The sequence below is a fragment of the Gymnodinialimonas sp. 202GB13-11 genome, assembly GCF_040932485.1.
GTDB classification, from domain to species: Bacteria; Pseudomonadota; Alphaproteobacteria; order Rhodobacterales; family Rhodobacteraceae; genus Gymnodinialimonas; species Gymnodinialimonas hymeniacidonis.
Map to the genome: position 1 here is coordinate 1,933,800 of NZ_JBFRBH010000001.1, position 17,725 is coordinate 1,951,524.

The window sequence follows — 17,725 nt, forward strand, 5'->3', positions numbered from 1 at the left end:
GGTCAAACCGCGCCGATTTGCAAGGTTTTCCAAGCGTGGATGGCGAAAATACGCAGAATTCGGCCCCAGATCGGCCTTCCAGCGCCTTGCACTCAGGCCGCGCGATGCTATCACCGCTGCGAGTTCGCGGAGGGGGTCCTCCGCCCGTTGCTGCCAAAAGGATTCCCAGATCATGGATATCGCCGCCCTCGCCGCCCGCAATCCCGACCATTGGGCGCGCGCCGCCTGCATCCGCACACTGACGCTGGATGCCGTGGCCGCCGCGAATTCTGGGCATTCCGGAATGCCGATGGGTATGGCTGATGTAGCGACGGTTCTGTTCGACAAGCACCTCAGCTTCGACGCCTCCGCGCCGGATTGGCCCAACCGCGACCGGTTCATCCTGTCGGCGGGCCATGGCTCGATGCTGATCTATTCCCTGCTCTATCTCACCGGCTATTCCGACATGACGCTGGAGCAGATCAAGAACTTCCGCCAGTTGGGCGCGATCACCGCGGGCCACCCGGAATATGGTCATGTGAAGGGCGTTGAGACGACGACCGGCCCGCTGGGGCAAGGTATCGCCAATGCGGTCGGTTTCGCGATGGCCGAGGAGAGCCTGCGCGCCCGCTGGGGCAAGAAGGTGATCGACCACTACACCTACTGCATCGCGGGCGATGGCTGCCTGATGGAAGGTGTTAGCCAAGAGGCGATTGCGCTAGCCGGTCGTCAGGAACTCAGCCGCTTGATCGTGATGTGGGACGACAATGGCATCACCATTGACGGCAACGTTTCCATGTCCGACGTGACAGATCAGAAGGCGCGCTTTGCTGCGTCTGGCTGGGATGTGTTCGATTGCGATGGCCACGATCCTGAGGATATCGACCGCGCGCTGACCGAGGCGAAGGCCTCCAAACGGCCTGCGATGATCGCCTGCAAGACGCATATCGCCATCGGGTCCTCCGCGCAGGACACGGCCAAAGGCCACGGCGCGCTGACCGATCCGCAATTGGTCGCCGATACGAAGGCCGCCTACGGCTGGAGCCATGGCGCGTTCGAGATCCCGTCTGAGCTGAAAAGCTGGTGGGAAAGCGTGGGCCAGCGCGGCGTGGGAGCCCGTAAGGATTGGGAAGACCGCTTCGCCGCCCTCTCGGCTGGCAAACAGGCCGATTTCACGCGCGCCTTTGCAGGTGAAATGCCCAAGAAGCTGAGCGCGGCGATCAAGGCGCACAAGAAGAAACTTTCGGAAGAACAGCCCAAGGTCGCCACTCGCAAGGCCAGCCAGATGGCGCTTGAGGTCATCAATGGCGTCATTCCTGAGACGCTCGGCGGCTCGGCTGACCTGACCGGCTCAAACCTGACGAACACGCCCGATCTTGGCGTGTTTGGCCCGGACGATCGCAAAGGCCGCCACATCCACTATGGCATCCGCGAACACGCCATGGCCGCTGCGATGAACGGCATGTACCTGCACGGTGGCGTGAAGCCTTATGGCGGTACCTTCTTCACCTTCACCGATTATGCGCGCCCGTCGATGCGGCTGTCGGCCCTGATGAAAATCGCGCCGGTCTACGTGATGACCCACGACTCGATTGGTGTGGGCGAAGATGGCCCGACGCACCAGCCGGTGGAACACCTTGCCATGCTGCGCGCGACGCCGAACATGAACGTGTTCCGCCCCGCCGACGCGGTGGAAACGGCAGAGGCTTGGGAAATCGCGATTTCCAGCCGTGAGACGCCGTCGACGCTGGCGCTGAGCCGTCAGGGCCTGCCGACGGTGCGGACCGAGCACAAGACCAAGAACCTGACCGAGCAAGGCGCATATGTGCTGGCCGATGCAGAGGGGAAACGGCAGGCGATCCTGATGGCGACGGGCTCGGAAGTGGCGATTGCAATGGCCGCGCGGGACCTGCTGCAGGCCGAAGGGATCGGAACGCGCGTTGTCTCCATGCCCTGCTGGGAACTGTTTGAGGAGCAGGACGAGCGCTATCGCAAGCGCGTGCTGCCCGGCGGGCCGGTGCGTGTGGCTGTTGAGGCCGCGATCCGGTTCGGCTGGGACCGCTGGCTGTTCGGTGAGCGCGGCAAGCGCGAGAAGTCGGGCTTTGTGGGGATGCATGATTTCGGCGCGTCCGCCCCGGCCGGAGAGCTCTACGAACACTTCGGCATCACGGCAGAAGCTGTGGCGAACAAGGTAAAATCGCTGCTCTAATCTGACGTCGTCAAGCCAGACGGATGCACCTGGGCCATCTCGAACATCGTATCGAGAAGGCCTAGCATCCGAGGAAGCTCGTCAAATATCGCTACGGCGGGATCACACCCGTCGCCCAGTGCCTCTGGCGCACACCGAAACAGGCTCCACTCGTAATCTGGCCTTAGCCGGGCGGCTGAGCCCAATCCCTGACGGGGATTGATATCCATAACGACATGCGGGCGCGTATTTTCAGCGTCCGCTTCGAACGCCACCGTCTCGATATCACAATAAGTCGTGCAATGCGCGAGGACGCGGTAGCCGTTGAGCAGCGGAGTTTTTGACAGAACCGTGAAGCTACGCACCTGCCGGGGGCCAGTGAGATCGCCGATCTCGATCAGCCAGAAATCGTCGTTATAGGAACGCTGATCTGCGGAAATGAAGTCTGAAAGCAGCCCGCCGGAGTGATCTGAAACCGCGAACCAGCTTTGAGCGTACAGGCGCATCCATCCGGATACACCCGGACCCACGGAATTCTCGCTGAGCGCATCGGCATCGATCAGGCCGTAATGGGCCAGCATCGCGTTGCAGCACGCGCGGATCCTCAGGCGGCTGCTGTGCGAAAACGAGCGCCGGATGCTGCCGTCTGCCCGTCGATCGACAAAATCACGCGGAACGGCAAAGCCAAGCGTGATCTGAGGAAACTGTTCCGACAGCACCTCGTTACTGGGGAAGTAATACGTGTGGGGTGCCAGCACATAGGTCGTGTAACCCTCTGGGATTTGGCTACAATCTGTTGTTTCGCAGAATTCTGCCCAATCCGCAGCTTCTAGATCAACAGGCTCAGCTACGGCTGCGCGCTGCATCAACGGTTGATCTGCGGGTTGGGTCACAAACCCACAAAGCGAAGCCACGCCAATAAGGCAGGCAGTGATCACAAAACCAAAACGCGATACCCTCATGGGAGGTGGCTATCGCAATTCTATGGCTGGAGTGTGGCGCACCAACAGCCTTCTACGGGTTCTGCTGCCTTTGCGCTCAGTGGGCCTCTTCGGCCTTTCCGCCAAGGCCCACGGCTCGCATCAGCGGACCGATGACTTTCGTGACCACAGGGATCAACAGCAGGCCAAGGATCAGGCCGCCGATGCCGTCGATCACGGCCTTGACCAGCCAGTTGCCAAAGCCCTGCTCACCGGCAAGGTTTTCGGCCACATCCTTCACCCAATCCTCTGGCGCGTGCCAGCCGATCTCCGCCACGGCATGAAGAATGATCGAGCCACCGACCCACAGCATCGCCAAGGTGCCCACGAAGGTCAGCACCTTCAGGAAGGTCGGCATACCGCGCACAATCGCCTCGCCGATTTTTTGTGTGGCGCCAAGCCGCCCGTTAGACGCCATGTGCAGGCCGACGTCATCGGCCTTCACGATCAGCGCCACTGCACCGTAAACCAGAACGGTAATCCCCACGGCCACAACGGCCAGTGCTGCGCCGCGGAACCACAACGAGTCCGTCTCAAGCGCCGCGAGCGCAATCGTCATGATCTCGGCCGACAAGATGAAGTCGGTCTTGATCGCACCTTTTACCTTTTGCTCTTCCAGATGCGCGCTGTCTTCGGCCGACATCTTCTTGGCCACGAGTTCTTCTACATCGTGGTGCTTGGGCGAGAGCCAATGGTGAACCTTCTCGGCCCCCTCAAAACACAAATAGGCCCCGCCAAAGATTAGAAAGACGGGGATCAACCACGGCGCGAACACCGACAGGACCAGTGCGGCGGGCAGCAGGATCACCAGTTTGTTGAAGATGGACGCCCGCGCGATTTTCCACACGATGGGCAATTCGCGCTTGGCCTCGAACCCATGCACGTATTTCGGCGTTACGGCCGCATCGTCGATCACTGCGCCCGCGGCCTTGGCCCCGGCCTTGCCCGCCTGTGCGATCACATCGTCGACGGAGGCTGCTGCCACTTTCGCAATGGCTGCCACATCGTCCAAAAGGGCCAGAAGTCCGCTCATCTGCCTGTCTCCACGCGCTTGCTTTGTGTCGCCATATACAATGATGGCCAACGACGTCCACCCGTGGCGGGTTCCGCATGCTGTTAGCGCAACCACGAAATGTTTGCGCAACCGTTTACGCTAACATGCGGAAATTACCGGGCTTTTGGGTTTCCAGACTCGGCTCCAGCCCCTATCGAAATGGCATCGATTAGAGGAGGCCACGACATGACCATCACCCTCGGCATCAACGGTTTCGGCCGGATCGGGCGCGCCACTTTGGCCCATATCGCTGAAAGCGCGCGCAATGATGTGCAGGTGGTCAAGATCAACGCCACTGGCCCGATTGAGACCAACGCCCACCTGCTGCGCTACGACAGTGTGCATGGCCGCTTCCCCGGCGAGGTTCGGGTTGAAGACGACACGATGGATCTGGGACGCGGGCCGATGAAGGTGTTCTCGACCTATGAGCCGGAGGAGCTGGATTGGGAGGGCTGCGATGTCGTTCTGGAATGCACCGGCAAATTCAATGACGGCCACAAAAGCGCTGTGCACCTGGAGCGTGGCGCACAGAAGGTCCTGATTTCGGCCCCGGCCACGAACGTGGATCGAACCGTGGTCTATGGTGTGAACCACCGCGATCTGCGGGCCGAGGAGCGGATGATTTCGAACGGGTCCTGCACCACCAACTGCCTCGCGCCTTTGGCCAAGGTGCTGAACGAGGCGATTGGCATTGAACGCGGGATCATGACGACGATCCATAGCTACACTGGCGATCAGCCGACGCTGGACCGCCGCCACAAGGATCTGTACCGCGCGCGGGCTGCTGCGATGGCGATGATCCCCACTTCGACTGGCGCGGCCAAGGCGCTGTCCGAAGTGATGCCCGAGATGGAAGGCAAACTGGATGGCACCGCCCTGCGCGTGCCCACGCCCAACGTCTCCGCGGTCGATCTGACCTTTGAGGCTGCGCGCGACGTGACCGTCGCAGACGTGAACGAGGTCGTGGCCGAAGCGGCGGCAGGTCATATGGGGGCGGTTCTGGCCTATGATCCGGAGCCGAAGGTGTCCATCGATTTCAACCACACGCCGCATTCCAGCATCTTCGCCCCTGACCAGACCAAGGTTGTGGGCGGGCGCACGGTGCGGGTGCTGGCGTGGTACGACAATGAATGGGGCTTCTCGGTGCGCATGGCCGATGTGGCGGGCGCCATGGGTCGGTTGATGCACTAAGCCAACGCAATCCCAGCCAGAAACCGTTCTTTCACCGGTGGTATACTTTCCGCTTCGCAGATCACCCAGCCATTTCCATTGGTCTGACGGCATATGAATGTCGCGTCGAAACTGCTGATCTCACCGCCCTTGTCATTTACATTGCGGTATCGGACGAACGCTTGAACCTTTCCGTCGACCGCGGCAGTTTCATGGAATTCCGTGATCTCGGTACGCACGTAGCTTTCAACCAATAGGTTGTTTCGGTAGATCTCGAGCGCAAGGATCACATCGTCCAGACGGTTTGCCGCAAAGGTGGACCCGGCCACATGGGCCACCATCGGAACTTGAACGTTGCGGACAGACCCGGCCACATTGCCAGCCGAGTAAAGGCGCGCTTTCTCACGGAAAAAGTCTTCAAGGGTCACGGTGTTGACCGGTTTGTTGGTGTTACCGGTTAGCGTTCCACACACTTATCGGTCGGTCAACGTTTGCAAACGGAACGGTCAAGAAAGCCGCCCGTAAAACGTCATCCGGGCGCTTTCGGAAAGTTCCACCCCCGGCTCCGCATTATAAGCCAGAACAGCCAACATCCGCGTCTTGTCGCTTTCATTCGGGCTGACGCGGTGGATGGAATTGCGTCCCCGAAACAGAACCAGCGCGCCCGGGGCCATCTCCAGCACATCAGGCGCAATCTCATCATCCAACAAAGCGCGCACGCCCTCGTAGTTCATCTCGCCCGCATCGGCGTCGCGCAAATCCTTGATGTATTCGAAGCAACTGCCTGCCTCCGGCTTTTCGATCAGAAGCGTTATCGCGAAAGACGAATTGTCGAAATGCCAGCCCAGTTCCTGCCCGCGTCGGGCATAGTGGATGTTGATGGATGACAGGGGGTCCGCATAGGGGTGCAGGGCTGCCTCGCCCGTGACAGACATGATGAATTCCCGAAATTCCGGCGCATCGTAAAGGGTACGCAGGTGGGAGTTCGCGGACACGATGTCGTCGCAGATGCATCCCTTGGATGAGACGACCTGCCGGTTCGCTGGATGATCTTCCGGTAAGGCGGCATCTTGCGGCGTCAGATAGACCGAATGGGTTTGCACACAAAAATGCGCCTGCGCTTCGCCGGCTTCAGCCTCCGCTTGCATCGAAGCGAGGGCGTCCGGCCGGATAAAGTCCCGAAGTACCAAGACGCCATCCCGCTCCAGCGTATCGCGGCAGAGCGCCCGGAAGGCTCCCTCACCCAGAGGATGCGTGTCCATGTCGATGATCGTGTCAGGTGACATTGCGCCTTCCCTTTACCTTTCTGTCCCTACCGCGCAACTTGATCGCTCAGACCAGAGGATACCAGCCCATGACCGACACCTACCTGATTAAGGCCGCCGAGATCGAAGCGATGGAAGGGTTGGAGAAGGTCCATTTCCGCAATCCGAACGCAAAACGGATCAACAAATCGCTTGGCGATGCCACAGGGCTAACGGGTCTAGGCATTCACTTGATAGAGGTCGCTCCGGGCGATGAGACAACCGAATACCACGTCCATTACCATGAGGATGAGGCGGTCTACATCCTCTCAGGCACTGGAACAGCGACCATCGGTGAAGAAGATCAGGCCATCGGGCCGGGTGACTTCATCGGCTACCGTGCGGGCGGGTTGGGGCATACGATCGTCAACACGGGCGATGAAGTGCTGCGTATTCTGGTGATGGGACAGCGGCTGGATCACGATGTGGGCGACTATTTGCGGCAGGGCAAACGTATCTTCCGCAACAAGGGGCTGGACTATGGGCTGGTCGATATTGATGCGATTTCCAATCCTGTTCTGGGCGCGAAGAAATAGCCTTCCGCCCGCCTGCGCCGCGTGGCAGGGTCCGCCGCGATGACGAACGCACTTGCCATATGGATCGGGATTGTACTCGCCGCCTGCCTCGCGGTTGATGCAGTCCTGTTCGACTGGTCGAATTCCCTGTTCCTCGCCCGAAAATTCGCGGAGCTTCTGCGCTGGATGGCCTTTTGGCGCTGAGGCTTGGATTTAGCCTGTTGGCAGGCCTTGTGCTGTGGGCTGCACTTTGGTTCGGCGGGAGCTTTGTTTTCAACACATCCCGGTCAATCAGTTACGACACGGGCGCACCCCGAAATTGGCCGGTCCTCTACGATCTGCACCTCAACGGCGCAGACATGATCCCTTGGGGTTTCGAGATCGCCGATTGGACTGGGGACACGAGCTATGCGAGCGGCGGCACGATTTCGGGGAGCATCCCACGTCGGAGCCTGTTCAACCGGTCCGAGATCGAGGTCGACGTACGCTGGATGGAGTGGGCCACGGGCCAAGCCTGGACCGCGCAAATGGTCATTGATCACCCCGAGGATCTGCGTGCCGGGATCACGTTTCATTTTGCGGCAGATGGTCAGTTGTCGGTCTATCGCCCGAATGCCGCCTTGCGTGCAGGTGGACTTGGACGCCAAGCAACCCACGACGATTACGAGCGTCTTGCCCGCGTCTGCGGCACGGCTTTGCCTGAAAACAGCGCGCTCTTTGCTGAACTTGCAGATGCGCGTGCCAACAATGTCGGCATCGACACCGCGCGCATCCCGGCTTCGCCGCCGCCCCCGCCGCCGTCGGATTGCACCGAACCCTCGCAATGATCGGCCCTTCCAAACCTGTGCAAGGCGCGGTAAGGAGCCTCTGTTACCGCTAACACAAGCGTAGGGATAGCCGCGAGGCACGCGGCCCCGCGCAGACATGGGAAGTCAGGAGGCTCAGACATGGCCGTCAAAGTCGCAATCAACGGATTTGGTCGCATTGGGCGCAATGTGCTGCGCGCCATTATCGAGTCCGGCCGCACCGATATCGAAGTTGTGGCCATCAACGATCTGGGTCCGGTGGAAACCAACGCCCATCTGTTGCGCTACGACTCGGTCCATGGCCGCTTCCCTGCGACCGTCACGACGACCGAGACGACCATCGACGTGGGCCGTGGCCCGATGGAGGTCACCGCAATCCGCAACCCCGCCGACCTGCCCTGGGGCCACGTTGATATCGTCCTGGAATGCACCGGTATCTTCACCTCAAAAGAGGCCTGCCAGGCACACCTCGAAAACGGCTCGTCCCGTGTGCTGATCTCCGCACCGGGCAAGGATGCCGACAAGACCATCGTCTACGGCGTCAACCACGACAGCCTGACCTCGGACGACATCGTCGTCTCGAACGCATCCTGCACGACGAACTGCTTGTCGCCGGTGGCCAAGGTCCTGAACGACGCCGTGGGCATCACCAAGGGCTTCATGACGACGATCCACAGCTACACCGGCGACCAGCCGACGCTGGATACGATGCACAAGGATCTCTACCGCGCCCGCGCCGCCGCGATGTCGATGATCCCGACTTCTACAGGGGCCGCCAAGGCCGTCGGTCTTGTCTTGCCAGAACTGAACGGAAAGCTTGACGGTGTCGCGATCCGCGTGCCGACGCCGAACGTGTCCGTGGTCGACCTGACTTTTGAAGCCTCCAAAGCAACCAATGTTGAAGAGGTCAACAACGCCATCATCGCCGCCGCCGATGGTCCGCTGAAGGGCGTGCTTGGCTACACCGATGAGCCTCTGGTGAGCAGCGACTTCAATCACGATCCCCACTCCTCGGTCTTCCATCTAGACCAGACCAAGGTGCTGGACGGAAATATGGTCCGCATCCTGAGCTGGTACGACAACGAATGGGGCTTCTCCAACCGGATGTCCGATACCGCTGTTGCGATGGGCAAGCTGATCTGATCAGGAGGGCGCGCCCCTCCTCCGCCCCCTGCAGGGACGTGCTCGCAGCGGATCCGTGAACCGCATGCCCTGTCTTCCATGTGCCATAAATATACCCGAAGGAGGCATTGCGTCTCTTTCGGCGGGCGGTCAAACCTTGCCACAGCATTGCCATCACAGCCCGGAGACACAGCCATGACCTGGAACACCCTCGACGACATGGACCTTGCGGGCAAGATCGTCTTGACCCGTGTGGATATCAACGTTCCGGTTGAGGACGGCAAAGTCACGGACACGACGCGTATCGACCGGATCGTTCCCACGATCAAGGACATCCTCGCCGCCGGTGGCACGTCGGTCATGCTGGCCCATTTCGGGCGGCCCAAGGGGCAGTATGTGCCGGAGATGTCGCTGCGCATCACTCTGCCCGCCCTGGAGGCAGCCCTTGGTCAAAGCGTGACTTTCATCGAACGCCCGGACCGCGCGGCGCTGGAGGCCGCTAAAGGTCCGGTTTTGATCGAGAACACGCGCTTTTCAGCCATGGAAGAGGCGAACGACCCCAAGATGGCGCAATTCCTTGCGTCGCTTGGCGACATCTTTTGCAACGATGCGTTCTCGGCAGCCCATCGGGCGCACGCATCGACGGAAGGCGTGGCGAAACTCTTGCCGAACTGCGCCGGGCGATTGATGGCCGAAGAATTGGGTGCGCTGGAAAAGGCGCTTGGCACGCCAGAGCGGCCTGTGATGGCGCTGGTCGGAGGCGCGAAGGTCTCCACCAAGCTCGACCTGCTGCGCAACCTTGTGGAAAAGGTCGATGTGCTGGTGATCGGCGGCGGGATGGCGAACACGTTTCTTGCGGCGCAGGGCGTGGATGTGGGCAAATCGCTGTGCGAACACGACCTGGCCGAAACCGCCCGTGAGATCGCCGAGAAGGCCGCTGCGCAAGGCTGCGAGATCCTTCTGCCGCGTGACGTCGTGATCGCGCGGGAGTTCAAGGCGGGCGCAGCGTCTGAGGTTGTGATGACCGAGAACGTGCCCTCTGACGCGATGATCCTCGATGCAGGGCCCGACAGCGTGGCGCATATCATCCAAGTGCTGGATCGCGTGAAAACGCTGGTCTGGAACGGCCCGCTTGGCGCATTCGAGATTGCCCCGTTCGATGCCGCCACGGTTGCTGCTGCGCGAGCTGCAGCCGAGGCCACGCAGGCTGGTCAATTGATCTCCGTTGCCGGTGGCGGTGACACGGTCGCGGCCCTCAACCATGCGGGTGTGGCCGACGATTTCACTTATATCTCCACGGCAGGCGGCGCGTTTCTGGAGTGGATGGAGGGCAAGACCCTGCCCGGCGTCGCCGCGTTGAAGCGGAACGACTGATAGCGCAACCATGATTGTGGCCCCTGCCCCCACGGCCTAAACCGCCTTCAACCCAAGCGGAAGGAGGCCCCGATGCCGAATGCAGAGCAGATTGCACAGATGCAGAAGGGTGCGGGTTTCATCGCCGCGCTGGACCAATCGGGGGGCTCCACACCCAAGGCGCTGAAGCTTTATGGCGTTGCGGAGGATGCATACCGGTCGGACGACGAGATGTTCGACCTGATCCACCAGATGCGCACACGGATCGCCTCGGCCCCGGCCTTTACCGGCAAGAAGGTGATCGGCGCCATCCTGTTTGAGAAGACCATGGATCGTGAGATCGCAGGTCAACCGTCGACGCAGTATTTGTGGGAAGAGCGCCGGGTGGTGCCGTTCCTGAAGATCGACGATGGATTGGCTGACGCGCAGGACGGGGTGCAGCTTTTGAAGCCGATCAAGACGCTGGCCGACAAGCTGGCGCGCGCGCAGGCGGCAGGTATCTTCGGCTCCAAGGCGCGCTCGGTGATTGGGGAGGCGAATGCAACCGGCATCAAGGCCAATGTCGCGCAGCAATTCCGCATCGGGGATGAGGTGCTTGGTGCCGACATGGTGCCGATCATTGAGCCCGAGGTTTCGATTACCGCGCCAGACAAGGCAAAGGCGGAAGCGATGCTGCTGGATGCGATCCTCGCTGAGTTGGAAAACGTACCCGCCGACCGCCAGATCATGTTGAAACTGACCCTGCCGGAGGCAGAGGACCACTACGCGCCCCTGGTGAGCCACCCGCGCGTAATGCGGGTTGTGGCACTTTCAGGTGGCTATTCACGGGAAGAGGCCAATGGTCGGCTCGCAAAGAACCACGGCGTCATAGCAAGTTTCAGCCGGGCCCTGACGGAGGGCTTGTCGGCGCAGCAGGACGACACTGCGTTCAACGACGCGATCGGCCGCACGATCGACGAGATCCACGCGGCTTCGATAACCTGATCGCTCAGACTTCCGGCCCCAACCGCGCAAGGATCGGGGCTGGGGCGATGGCAGGCCCGCTTCCGGCAATTGAACTGCTGCCCGATAGCCGCGTCGCACAAAAGCTTTCGGCGATTTCGTGAGGGCCAGCCTGCATGAGGGTTGCCGCCGTTAGCAACTGCGCCGTCTGGGCAGCGAACCGGCGCGCTTCCGCCTCGGAGGGAGAGCCGGGCCAAGCCTCGCGGTATCGCGATAGGGCAAGATCGTAGCTTTTGATGCGCCCCCGCCCCTCCTCCAATGCCGCCTCAAGCGCCTCCGCGCAGGATGGATCACGCGCCAGACTGCGCCGGATATCGAGGCAGATCACATTGCCGGAGCCTTCCCAAATGCTGTTGAGCGGCGCTTCGCGGTAGAGCATTGGTAGCGGTGTGTCTTCGACGTAGCCCATGCCGCCCATTACCTCCATCGCCTCACTGATTACTCGCCCGGCAAGCTTGTTGTTGAGGAACTTGGCGAGGGCCACGCCGATGCGCGCAAAGCCCGCCTGCGTTGGATCATCAAAGGCCCCGGCCACGCGAAACGCCAGCGCCGTTGCCCCTTCCCAATCCAGAACCAGATCGGCGAGGACAGATCGCATTAAGGGCTGGTCGATCAAACGCTTCTGAAACGCCGTGCGGTGACTTACCCAATGGTGGGCATGACCTAGGGCGGCGCGCATCAACCCCGCTGGCGCCGTCGCTGTATCGAGGCGGGTGTGATGAACCATCTGCAAAATGGTGCGGATGCCGTCGCCTTCATCGCCATTGCTCTCGGCCAGCGCGCCGTGGTATTCGATCTCAGCCGAAGCATTGGACCGGTTCCCCAGCTTGTCCTTCAGCCGCAAAATGTGGATTGCGTTGCGCCCGCCTTCCAACCAACGCGGGACAAGGAAACAGGTCAGGCCGCCGGGGGCTTGCGCCAGTGTTAGAAAGCCATCGGACATAGGCGCGGAGCAGAACCATTTATGGCCCGTAAGCCGCCAACCGTCCGCCGTGCGCGCGGCACTTGTGGTGTTGGCCCGCACATCTGACCCGCCCTGTTTCTCGGTCATGGCCATGCCAAGCGTGACCCCGGCCTTTGCGTCTAACGGCGCGATTGACGGGTCGTAGAGGGGCTTGCTCAACTTAGATGCCCAAAGATCGCCCAGTACCCCCACGCCACGCAGTGCCGGCACAGCGGCGTAGGTCATCGTCATCGGACAACAGGTGCCTGGTTCAACTTGCGAATGCAGGTAGACCATTGCCGCGTGGGTGAGGTGGCTGCCGCCCGTCCACGGGCCAGACGCATAGCCACTACCTAACCCCAGATGGAGGAAGTCGTGATATGCTGGGTGAAAACGCACTTCGTCCAACCGCCGCCCGCCCGCGTCAAACAGCCGAAGCTCGGGCGACTGTCGGTTGGCCTGTCGCGCGGCCTCGGCCATCTGCGCCGTTCCCAGCGCCTGCGCCTGCCGTTGCAGCAGAGGCGTATCGCCACCGTGCGCATGGTCCTGAAGAACCGGGTCACAGGCCCACAAATCCCCGTCCCCGCGCCCAGGCGGCTGGTTGGTCACGTCATGCGTTGGCAGGTTTGAGCGCGGCTCCATGGGGCAAGTTTAGGCCCGCGAATCGCGTTTCGTCACGGGGGATTCCCAAAGCCGTCCGAATATGCGAATCTCCCCCCAATGCGCCCGTCAGAGGCGTTTCGAGCTATCCGCCCTGAGGGGTGACACGACTTGTGGGCCGTCCCGGCCCGTTTGAGGCAGAACCATGTGGCGTACCTTATCGCTGACCCGGGCCATTGTTCCGGGGATGCTGTTCCTGATCGGTTTCTATTTCACCTTCACCGCGGTGCAGGGGAACAATGGCTTGTTCCAGCGCATTCAGGTGGAAGCTGAGCGTGACCGGCTGGAGGACGAACTTGCGCGGCTGGAGGCACAGGTCGATCGAATGGAGATCCTGACCCGCCGCTTATCGGACGACTACCTCGACATTGACCTGCTGGACGAACGGGTGCGCAACGTTCTGGGCTATGCTCGGCCAGACGAGCTGATCCTCCCCTAACTCTCTGACCCCGCGTCAAGCCCTGCACCCGTTGCATAACGGGACTGTTCCCCTGCGTCAGGTTGACGGGAAGACTCTTTGGAACAATGCTGTTAAGGAATAGTTCAACGTTAAACTATTCCCGTTTTGGGGGAGGAGAAACGAAGAATGGCCGCACGCAAAGCCACGGCGAAGGCAGACGCCAAGCCGAACGTTTCAGCCGACGAGCTGAAGAAGTATTACCGCGAAATGCTGTTGATCCGCCGCTTTGAGGAGAAGGCCGGTCAGCTTTACGGCATGGGTCTGATCGGCGGCTTCTGCCACCTCTATATCGGGCAAGAGGCCGTTGTCGTGGGTCTCGAGGCTGCGGCTGAGGAAGGCGACAAGCGCATTACCTCCTACCGCGATCACGGCCACATGTTGGCGTGTGGGATGGACCCCAAGGGCGTCATGGCCGAGTTGACGGGCCGCGAGGGTGGCTACTCCAAGGGCAAGGGCGGCTCGATGCACATGTTCTCGAAAGAGAAGCATTTCTACGGCGGCCACGGCATCGTTGCGGCGCAAGTACCGCTCGGTGCGGGCCTTGCCTTCTCCGACAAGTACAAAGGCAATGACCGCGTGACCTTCACCTATTTCGGCGACGGCGCGGCGAACCAGGGCCAAGTATACGAGGCCTACAACATGGCCGAGCTATGGGACCTGCCCTGCATCTTCGTGATCGAGAACAACCAATACGCCATGGGCACATCGACCCAGCGGTCGACAAAGTCCCCTTCCTACTGGGAACGCGGCGCGGCCTACGGGATCGAGGGCGAGGAAGTGGACGGCATGGACGTGCTGGCCGTGAAAGCCGCCGGTGAAAAGGCCGTCGCCCACTGCCGCGCTGGCAAGGGCCCCTACATCCTTGAAATCAAAACCTACCGCTATCGCGGCCACTCCATGTCGGACCCGGCCAAGTACCGGACCCGCGAGGAAGTGCAGGAGATGCGTGAAAAACGCGATGCCATCGAACACGTCCGCCAGATGCTTTTGACCGGTGGCCATGCCTCCGAAGAGGATCTCAAGGCGATCGACAAGGAGATCAAGGAAATCGTCAACGAAAGCGCTGAATTCGCAAAGGAAAGCCCCGAGCCCGCGCTGGAGGAGCTTTGGACCGACATCTATGCGGACGAAGTCCCGCAAGGGGAGGCTGTGTAAATGGCTGTAGAAATTCTGATGCCCGCCCTCTCCCCCACGATGGAAGAAGGCACGCTGGCCAAGTGGCTGGTGAAAGAAGGTGACACCGTAAATTCCGGCGACATTCTGGCCGAGATTGAGACCGATAAGGCGACGATGGAATTCGAGGCCGTCGATGAAGGTGTGATCGGCAAGATCCTGATCGAGGAAGGCACCGAAGGCGTGAAGGTGAACACACCCATCGCGATCATTGGTGAGGACGGCGAGGATATGTCCGCCGCATCCGCCGAAAGCGCCCCTGCCCCGGCCGCGCTGGAAACCTCTGAGGGCAAGGCCGATCCGGCCCCGGCCACAGCGGCAACCCCAAGCGCGCCTGCGGCCCCTACGCCAGATCAGACACCGGATTGGCCCGAAGGCACCACGATGAAGACCCAAACGGTCCGCGAAGCCTTGCGCGACGCGATGGCAGAAGAGATGCGCGCCGACGACGGCGTTTTTGTCATGGGTGAGGAGGTTGCCGAATATAACGGTGCCTACAAAGTCACCCAAGGCATGCTGGACGAATTCGGCGCCAAGCGCGTGATCGACACGCCGATCACTGAGCACGGCTTTGCCGGGATCGGTGTGGGCGCGGCTTTCGGCGGGCTAAAGCCGATTGTGGAGTTCATGACCTTCAACTTCGCCATGCAGGCGATTGACCACATCATCAACTCCGCCGCCAAAACGCTTTACATGTCCGGCGGTCAGATGGGTGCGCCCATGGTGTTCCGTGGCCCCAACGGCGCCGCCGCCCGCGTGGGCGCACAGCACAGCCAGGATTACGCGGCGTGGTACAGCCAGATCCCAGGCCTGAAGGTTGTAATGCCGTACTCCGCCGCCGACGCGAAGGGCCTGTTGAAAACAGCCATCCGTGACCCCAACCCGGTGATCTTCCTGGAAAATGAGATCCTCTACGGCCGGTCCTTTGAAGTGCCGGATATGGATGATTTCACCATTCCGTTTGGCAAGGCACGGGTTTGGCGCGAGGGCACGGATGTGACCATCGTCAGCTTTGGGATCGGGATGCAATACGCCCTTGAGGCCGCGGATAAGCTGGCCGAAGACGGAGTGTCGGCCGAGGTGATCGACCTTCGTACGCTGCGCCCGCTCGACTATGACACGCTGCTGGCCTCGGTCATGAAGACCAACCGCTGCGTGACGGTTGAGGAAGGCTTCCCCGTCTCTTCCATCGGCAACCACCTGTCGGCCTACCTGATGCAGAACGCGTTCGACTACCTCGACGCGCCCGTCATCAATTGCACCGGCAAGGACGTGCCTATGCCCTATGCGGCCAACTTGGAACGTCACGCGCTGATCACCACTGACGAGGTGGTCGATGCCGTCAAACAGGTCACCTACCGCTGATGCGCATTCTTGGCAAAAACAGCTCTGCTGACGCCTACCGTGTCGCCATTGACCTTGGCGGCACGGAGATTGTGGCCCTCGTTTCTGACGCACTTCTGTCGCAGCAATACGGGACGGATGAGAAAGTGAGCCACGATCAGGCTTACGAGTGGATCGCCGCCCAACAGCACGACCTAAACGACGCCATCACAGCCTTGCACAAGGGCGCCGCACCGCGCGCGCCCTTCACACATATCACGCTCGAATAAGCGACTGCTTGCGGGAGACCGACCCAATGCCCATTGAACTTCTGATGCCCGCCCTTTCCCCCACGATGGAGGAAGGCACGCTGGCCAAATGGCTTGTGAAAGAAGGCGACACCGTCAATTCCGGCGACCTGTTGGCCGAGATCGAAACCGACAAGGCGACGATGGAATTCGAGGCCGTCGATGAAGGGGTGATCGGCAAGATCCTCGTGGCCGAGGGCACCGAGAACGTGAAGGTAAACACACCCATCGCGTTGATCGGCGAAGAGGGTGAGGATTTCTCGGCAGCGGCAAGCGAGGCTCCGAAAAAAGAGGCGTCGTCGAACGTGGCACCCGCTGAAGCATCGGACGCCACGGCACCGGCCAAAGGGCATGGTCGCGGTGAAACCGATGCGACCCCTGCCCCAGCTGCTGGCCAAAGCTCCGACGGCAAGCGCATCTTCGCCTCGCCGCTGGCGCGCCGGATCGCCAAGGACAAAGGCCTCGATCTCAGCCAGATCAAGGGCTCCGGCCCCCACGGCCGGATCGTGAAAGCGGATGTCGAAAGCGCGCAGCCCGGCGCTGCCAACGCCGACGCGCCTGCAGGATCAGCCGATGCGCCGAAAGCAGCGGCTTCGGGCGGTGGCGCTATGCCCACGGGACCGAGCGCCGAACAAGTCCTCAAAATGTACGAGGGACGCGAGTTCGAAGAGGTCAAACTCAACGGCATGCGCAAGACGGTCGCCGCCCGCTTGACCGAAGCCAAGCAGACCATCCCGCACTTCTACCTGCGCCGCGATATTCAGCTGGATGCGCTTCTGAAATTCCGCAGCCAGCTCAACAAGCAGCTTGAGCCGCGTGGCGTGAAGCTGTCGGTCAACGACTTCGTCATCAAGGCCTGCGCGCTGGCGCTGCAAGCTGTGCCAGACGCCAATGCCGTGTGGGCGGGGGACCGTATGATCAAGCTGAAGCCATCGGACGTGGCCGTGGCCGTGGCCGTAGAAGGCGGCCTCTTCACACCGGTCCTAAAAGACAGCGATTCCAAGAGCTTGTCTGCCCTCTCCGCTGAAATGAAAGACCTCGCGGGCCGTGCGCGGGACGGGAAATTGGCCCCCCATGAATATGTCGGCGGGTCCTTCGCAATCTCGAACCTGGGCATGTTCGGCATCGAGAATTTCGACGCCGTCATCAACCCGCCCCATGGCTCGATCCTTGCCGTTGGCGCCGGTGTGAAGAAGCCGGTCGTGGGCGAAGATGGCGAATTGACGGTTGCAACGGTGATGTCGACCACGTTGTCGGTCGACCACCGAGTGATCGACGGCGCGTTGGGTGCGCAATTCCTTGAAGCGATCAAGTCGAACCTTGAGAACCCGATGGTGATGCTGGCCTAACCCAAGCAGCTTAAGTGAAATGTTTTAGGGGCGCGT

At 61.1% G+C, this 17,725-nt stretch carries 18 protein-coding genes; 13 read left to right on the forward strand and 5 right to left on the reverse strand.

Features of this window, described 5'->3' with window-relative positions; all coding sequences use genetic code 11:
- The first annotated feature begins 172 nt into the window (after nucleotides 1-172).
- Entirely contained in the window at nucleotides 173-2,188 is a 2,016-nt protein-coding gene (gene tkt / locus V8J81_RS09695) for a transketolase (RefSeq protein ID WP_368475547.1), read from the forward strand.
- Here the strand turns inward: tkt and V8J81_RS09700 are convergent.
- Nucleotides 2,185-3,129, reverse strand: coding sequence for a hypothetical protein (locus V8J81_RS09700; protein WP_368475548.1), 945 nt, complete (start codon nucleotides 3,127-3,129; stop codon nucleotides 2,185-2,187). The two genes, tkt and V8J81_RS09700, sit on opposite strands and share 4 nt — an antisense overlap.
- A 76-nt stretch (nucleotides 3,130-3,205) precedes the next feature.
- Nucleotides 3,206-4,180: a DUF808 domain-containing protein gene (locus V8J81_RS09705; protein WP_368475549.1), complete on the reverse strand. Its 975-nt coding sequence runs from the start codon at nucleotides 4,178-4,180 to the stop codon at nucleotides 3,206-3,208.
- A gap of 207 nt (nucleotides 4,181-4,387) precedes the next feature.
- Here V8J81_RS09705 and gap (V8J81_RS09710) point away from each other — a divergent pair, with 207 nt between their 5' ends.
- Entirely contained in the window at nucleotides 4,388-5,392 is a 1,005-nt protein-coding gene (gene gap, locus V8J81_RS09710) for a type I glyceraldehyde-3-phosphate dehydrogenase (protein ID WP_368475550.1), read from the forward strand.
- Here gap (V8J81_RS09710) and V8J81_RS09715 read toward each other — a convergent pair.
- Both V8J81_RS09715 and V8J81_RS09720 read right to left on the reverse strand, forming a co-directional pair.
- Complete coding sequence (locus tag V8J81_RS09715; RefSeq protein WP_368475551.1) at nucleotides 5,389-5,844, reverse strand: hypothetical protein; 456 nt, start codon at nucleotides 5,842-5,844, stop codon at nucleotides 5,389-5,391. The genes gap (V8J81_RS09710) and V8J81_RS09715 overlap by 4 nt on opposite strands.
- A gap of 33 nt (nucleotides 5,845-5,877) precedes the next feature.
- Nucleotides 5,878-6,657, reverse strand: coding sequence for a HalD/BesD family halogenase (locus tag V8J81_RS09720; protein ID WP_368475552.1), 780 nt, complete (start codon nucleotides 6,655-6,657; stop codon nucleotides 5,878-5,880).
- Nucleotides 6,658-6,725: 68 nt separating this feature from the next.
- Between V8J81_RS09720 and V8J81_RS09725 the strand changes: the two genes are divergently transcribed.
- The 6 genes from V8J81_RS09725 (at nucleotide 6,726) to V8J81_RS09750 (ending at nucleotide 11,455) form a co-directional block, all read left to right on the forward strand.
- Nucleotides 6,726-7,211, forward strand: a complete 486-nt coding sequence (locus V8J81_RS09725) for a cupin domain-containing protein (protein ID WP_368475553.1) — start codon at nucleotides 6,726-6,728, stop codon at nucleotides 7,209-7,211.
- 39 nt (nucleotides 7,212-7,250) lie between these two features.
- The gene (locus tag V8J81_RS09730) at nucleotides 7,251-7,394 is read left to right on the forward strand and encodes a hypothetical protein (protein WP_368475554.1); all 144 of its coding nucleotides are present in this window, start codon (nucleotides 7,251-7,253) and stop codon (nucleotides 7,392-7,394) included.
- 17 nt (nucleotides 7,395-7,411) lie between these two features.
- Complete coding sequence (locus V8J81_RS09735) at nucleotides 7,412-8,017, forward strand: hypothetical protein (RefSeq protein WP_368475555.1); 606 nt, start codon at nucleotides 7,412-7,414, stop codon at nucleotides 8,015-8,017.
- Nucleotides 8,018-8,137: 120 nt separating this feature from the next.
- On the forward strand, nucleotides 8,138-9,139 hold the full coding sequence (gap, locus tag V8J81_RS09740) for a type I glyceraldehyde-3-phosphate dehydrogenase (RefSeq protein ID WP_368475556.1): 1,002 nt from the start codon (nucleotides 8,138-8,140) through the stop codon (nucleotides 9,137-9,139).
- Between the two features lie 174 nt (nucleotides 9,140-9,313).
- The gene (locus tag V8J81_RS09745; RefSeq protein WP_368475557.1) at nucleotides 9,314-10,492 is read left to right on the forward strand and encodes a phosphoglycerate kinase; all 1,179 of its coding nucleotides are present in this window, start codon (nucleotides 9,314-9,316) and stop codon (nucleotides 10,490-10,492) included.
- 72 nt (nucleotides 10,493-10,564) lie between these two features.
- The gene (locus V8J81_RS09750) at nucleotides 10,565-11,455 is read left to right on the forward strand and encodes a fructose bisphosphate aldolase (RefSeq protein WP_368475558.1); all 891 of its coding nucleotides are present in this window, start codon (nucleotides 10,565-10,567) and stop codon (nucleotides 11,453-11,455) included.
- A 4-nt stretch (nucleotides 11,456-11,459) separates the two neighbouring features.
- On the opposite strand, the gene V8J81_RS09755 is transcribed toward V8J81_RS09750, so the two are convergent.
- Nucleotides 11,460-13,058: an acyl-CoA dehydrogenase family protein gene (locus V8J81_RS09755; RefSeq protein WP_368475559.1), complete on the reverse strand. Its 1,599-nt coding sequence runs from the start codon at nucleotides 13,056-13,058 to the stop codon at nucleotides 11,460-11,462.
- 163 nt (nucleotides 13,059-13,221) lie between these two features.
- On the opposite strand from V8J81_RS09755, the gene V8J81_RS09760 reads away from it, so the two are divergent.
- From V8J81_RS09760 to V8J81_RS09780, 5 genes are all read left to right on the forward strand, one after another.
- The gene (locus tag V8J81_RS09760) at nucleotides 13,222-13,515 is read left to right on the forward strand and encodes an FtsB family cell division protein (protein WP_368475560.1); all 294 of its coding nucleotides are present in this window, start codon (nucleotides 13,222-13,224) and stop codon (nucleotides 13,513-13,515) included.
- Nucleotides 13,516-13,662: 147 nt separating this feature from the next.
- Nucleotides 13,663-14,691, forward strand: coding sequence for a pyruvate dehydrogenase (acetyl-transferring) E1 component subunit alpha (gene pdhA / locus V8J81_RS09765; protein WP_368475561.1), 1,029 nt, complete (start codon nucleotides 13,663-13,665; stop codon nucleotides 14,689-14,691).
- Nucleotides 14,692-16,074, forward strand: coding sequence for a pyruvate dehydrogenase complex E1 component subunit beta (locus V8J81_RS09770; RefSeq protein ID WP_368475562.1), 1,383 nt, complete (start codon nucleotides 14,692-14,694; stop codon nucleotides 16,072-16,074). It begins immediately after the preceding gene.
- Nucleotides 16,074-16,322, forward strand: coding sequence for a hypothetical protein (locus V8J81_RS09775; protein WP_368475563.1), 249 nt, complete (start codon nucleotides 16,074-16,076; stop codon nucleotides 16,320-16,322). The genes V8J81_RS09770 and V8J81_RS09775 overlap by 1 nt, the downstream gene beginning before the upstream one ends.
- A gap of 26 nt (nucleotides 16,323-16,348) precedes the next feature.
- Complete coding sequence (locus V8J81_RS09780; RefSeq protein ID WP_368475564.1) at nucleotides 16,349-17,689, forward strand: pyruvate dehydrogenase complex dihydrolipoamide acetyltransferase; 1,341 nt, start codon at nucleotides 16,349-16,351, stop codon at nucleotides 17,687-17,689.
- The last annotated feature ends 36 nt before the right edge of the window (nucleotides 17,690-17,725 follow it).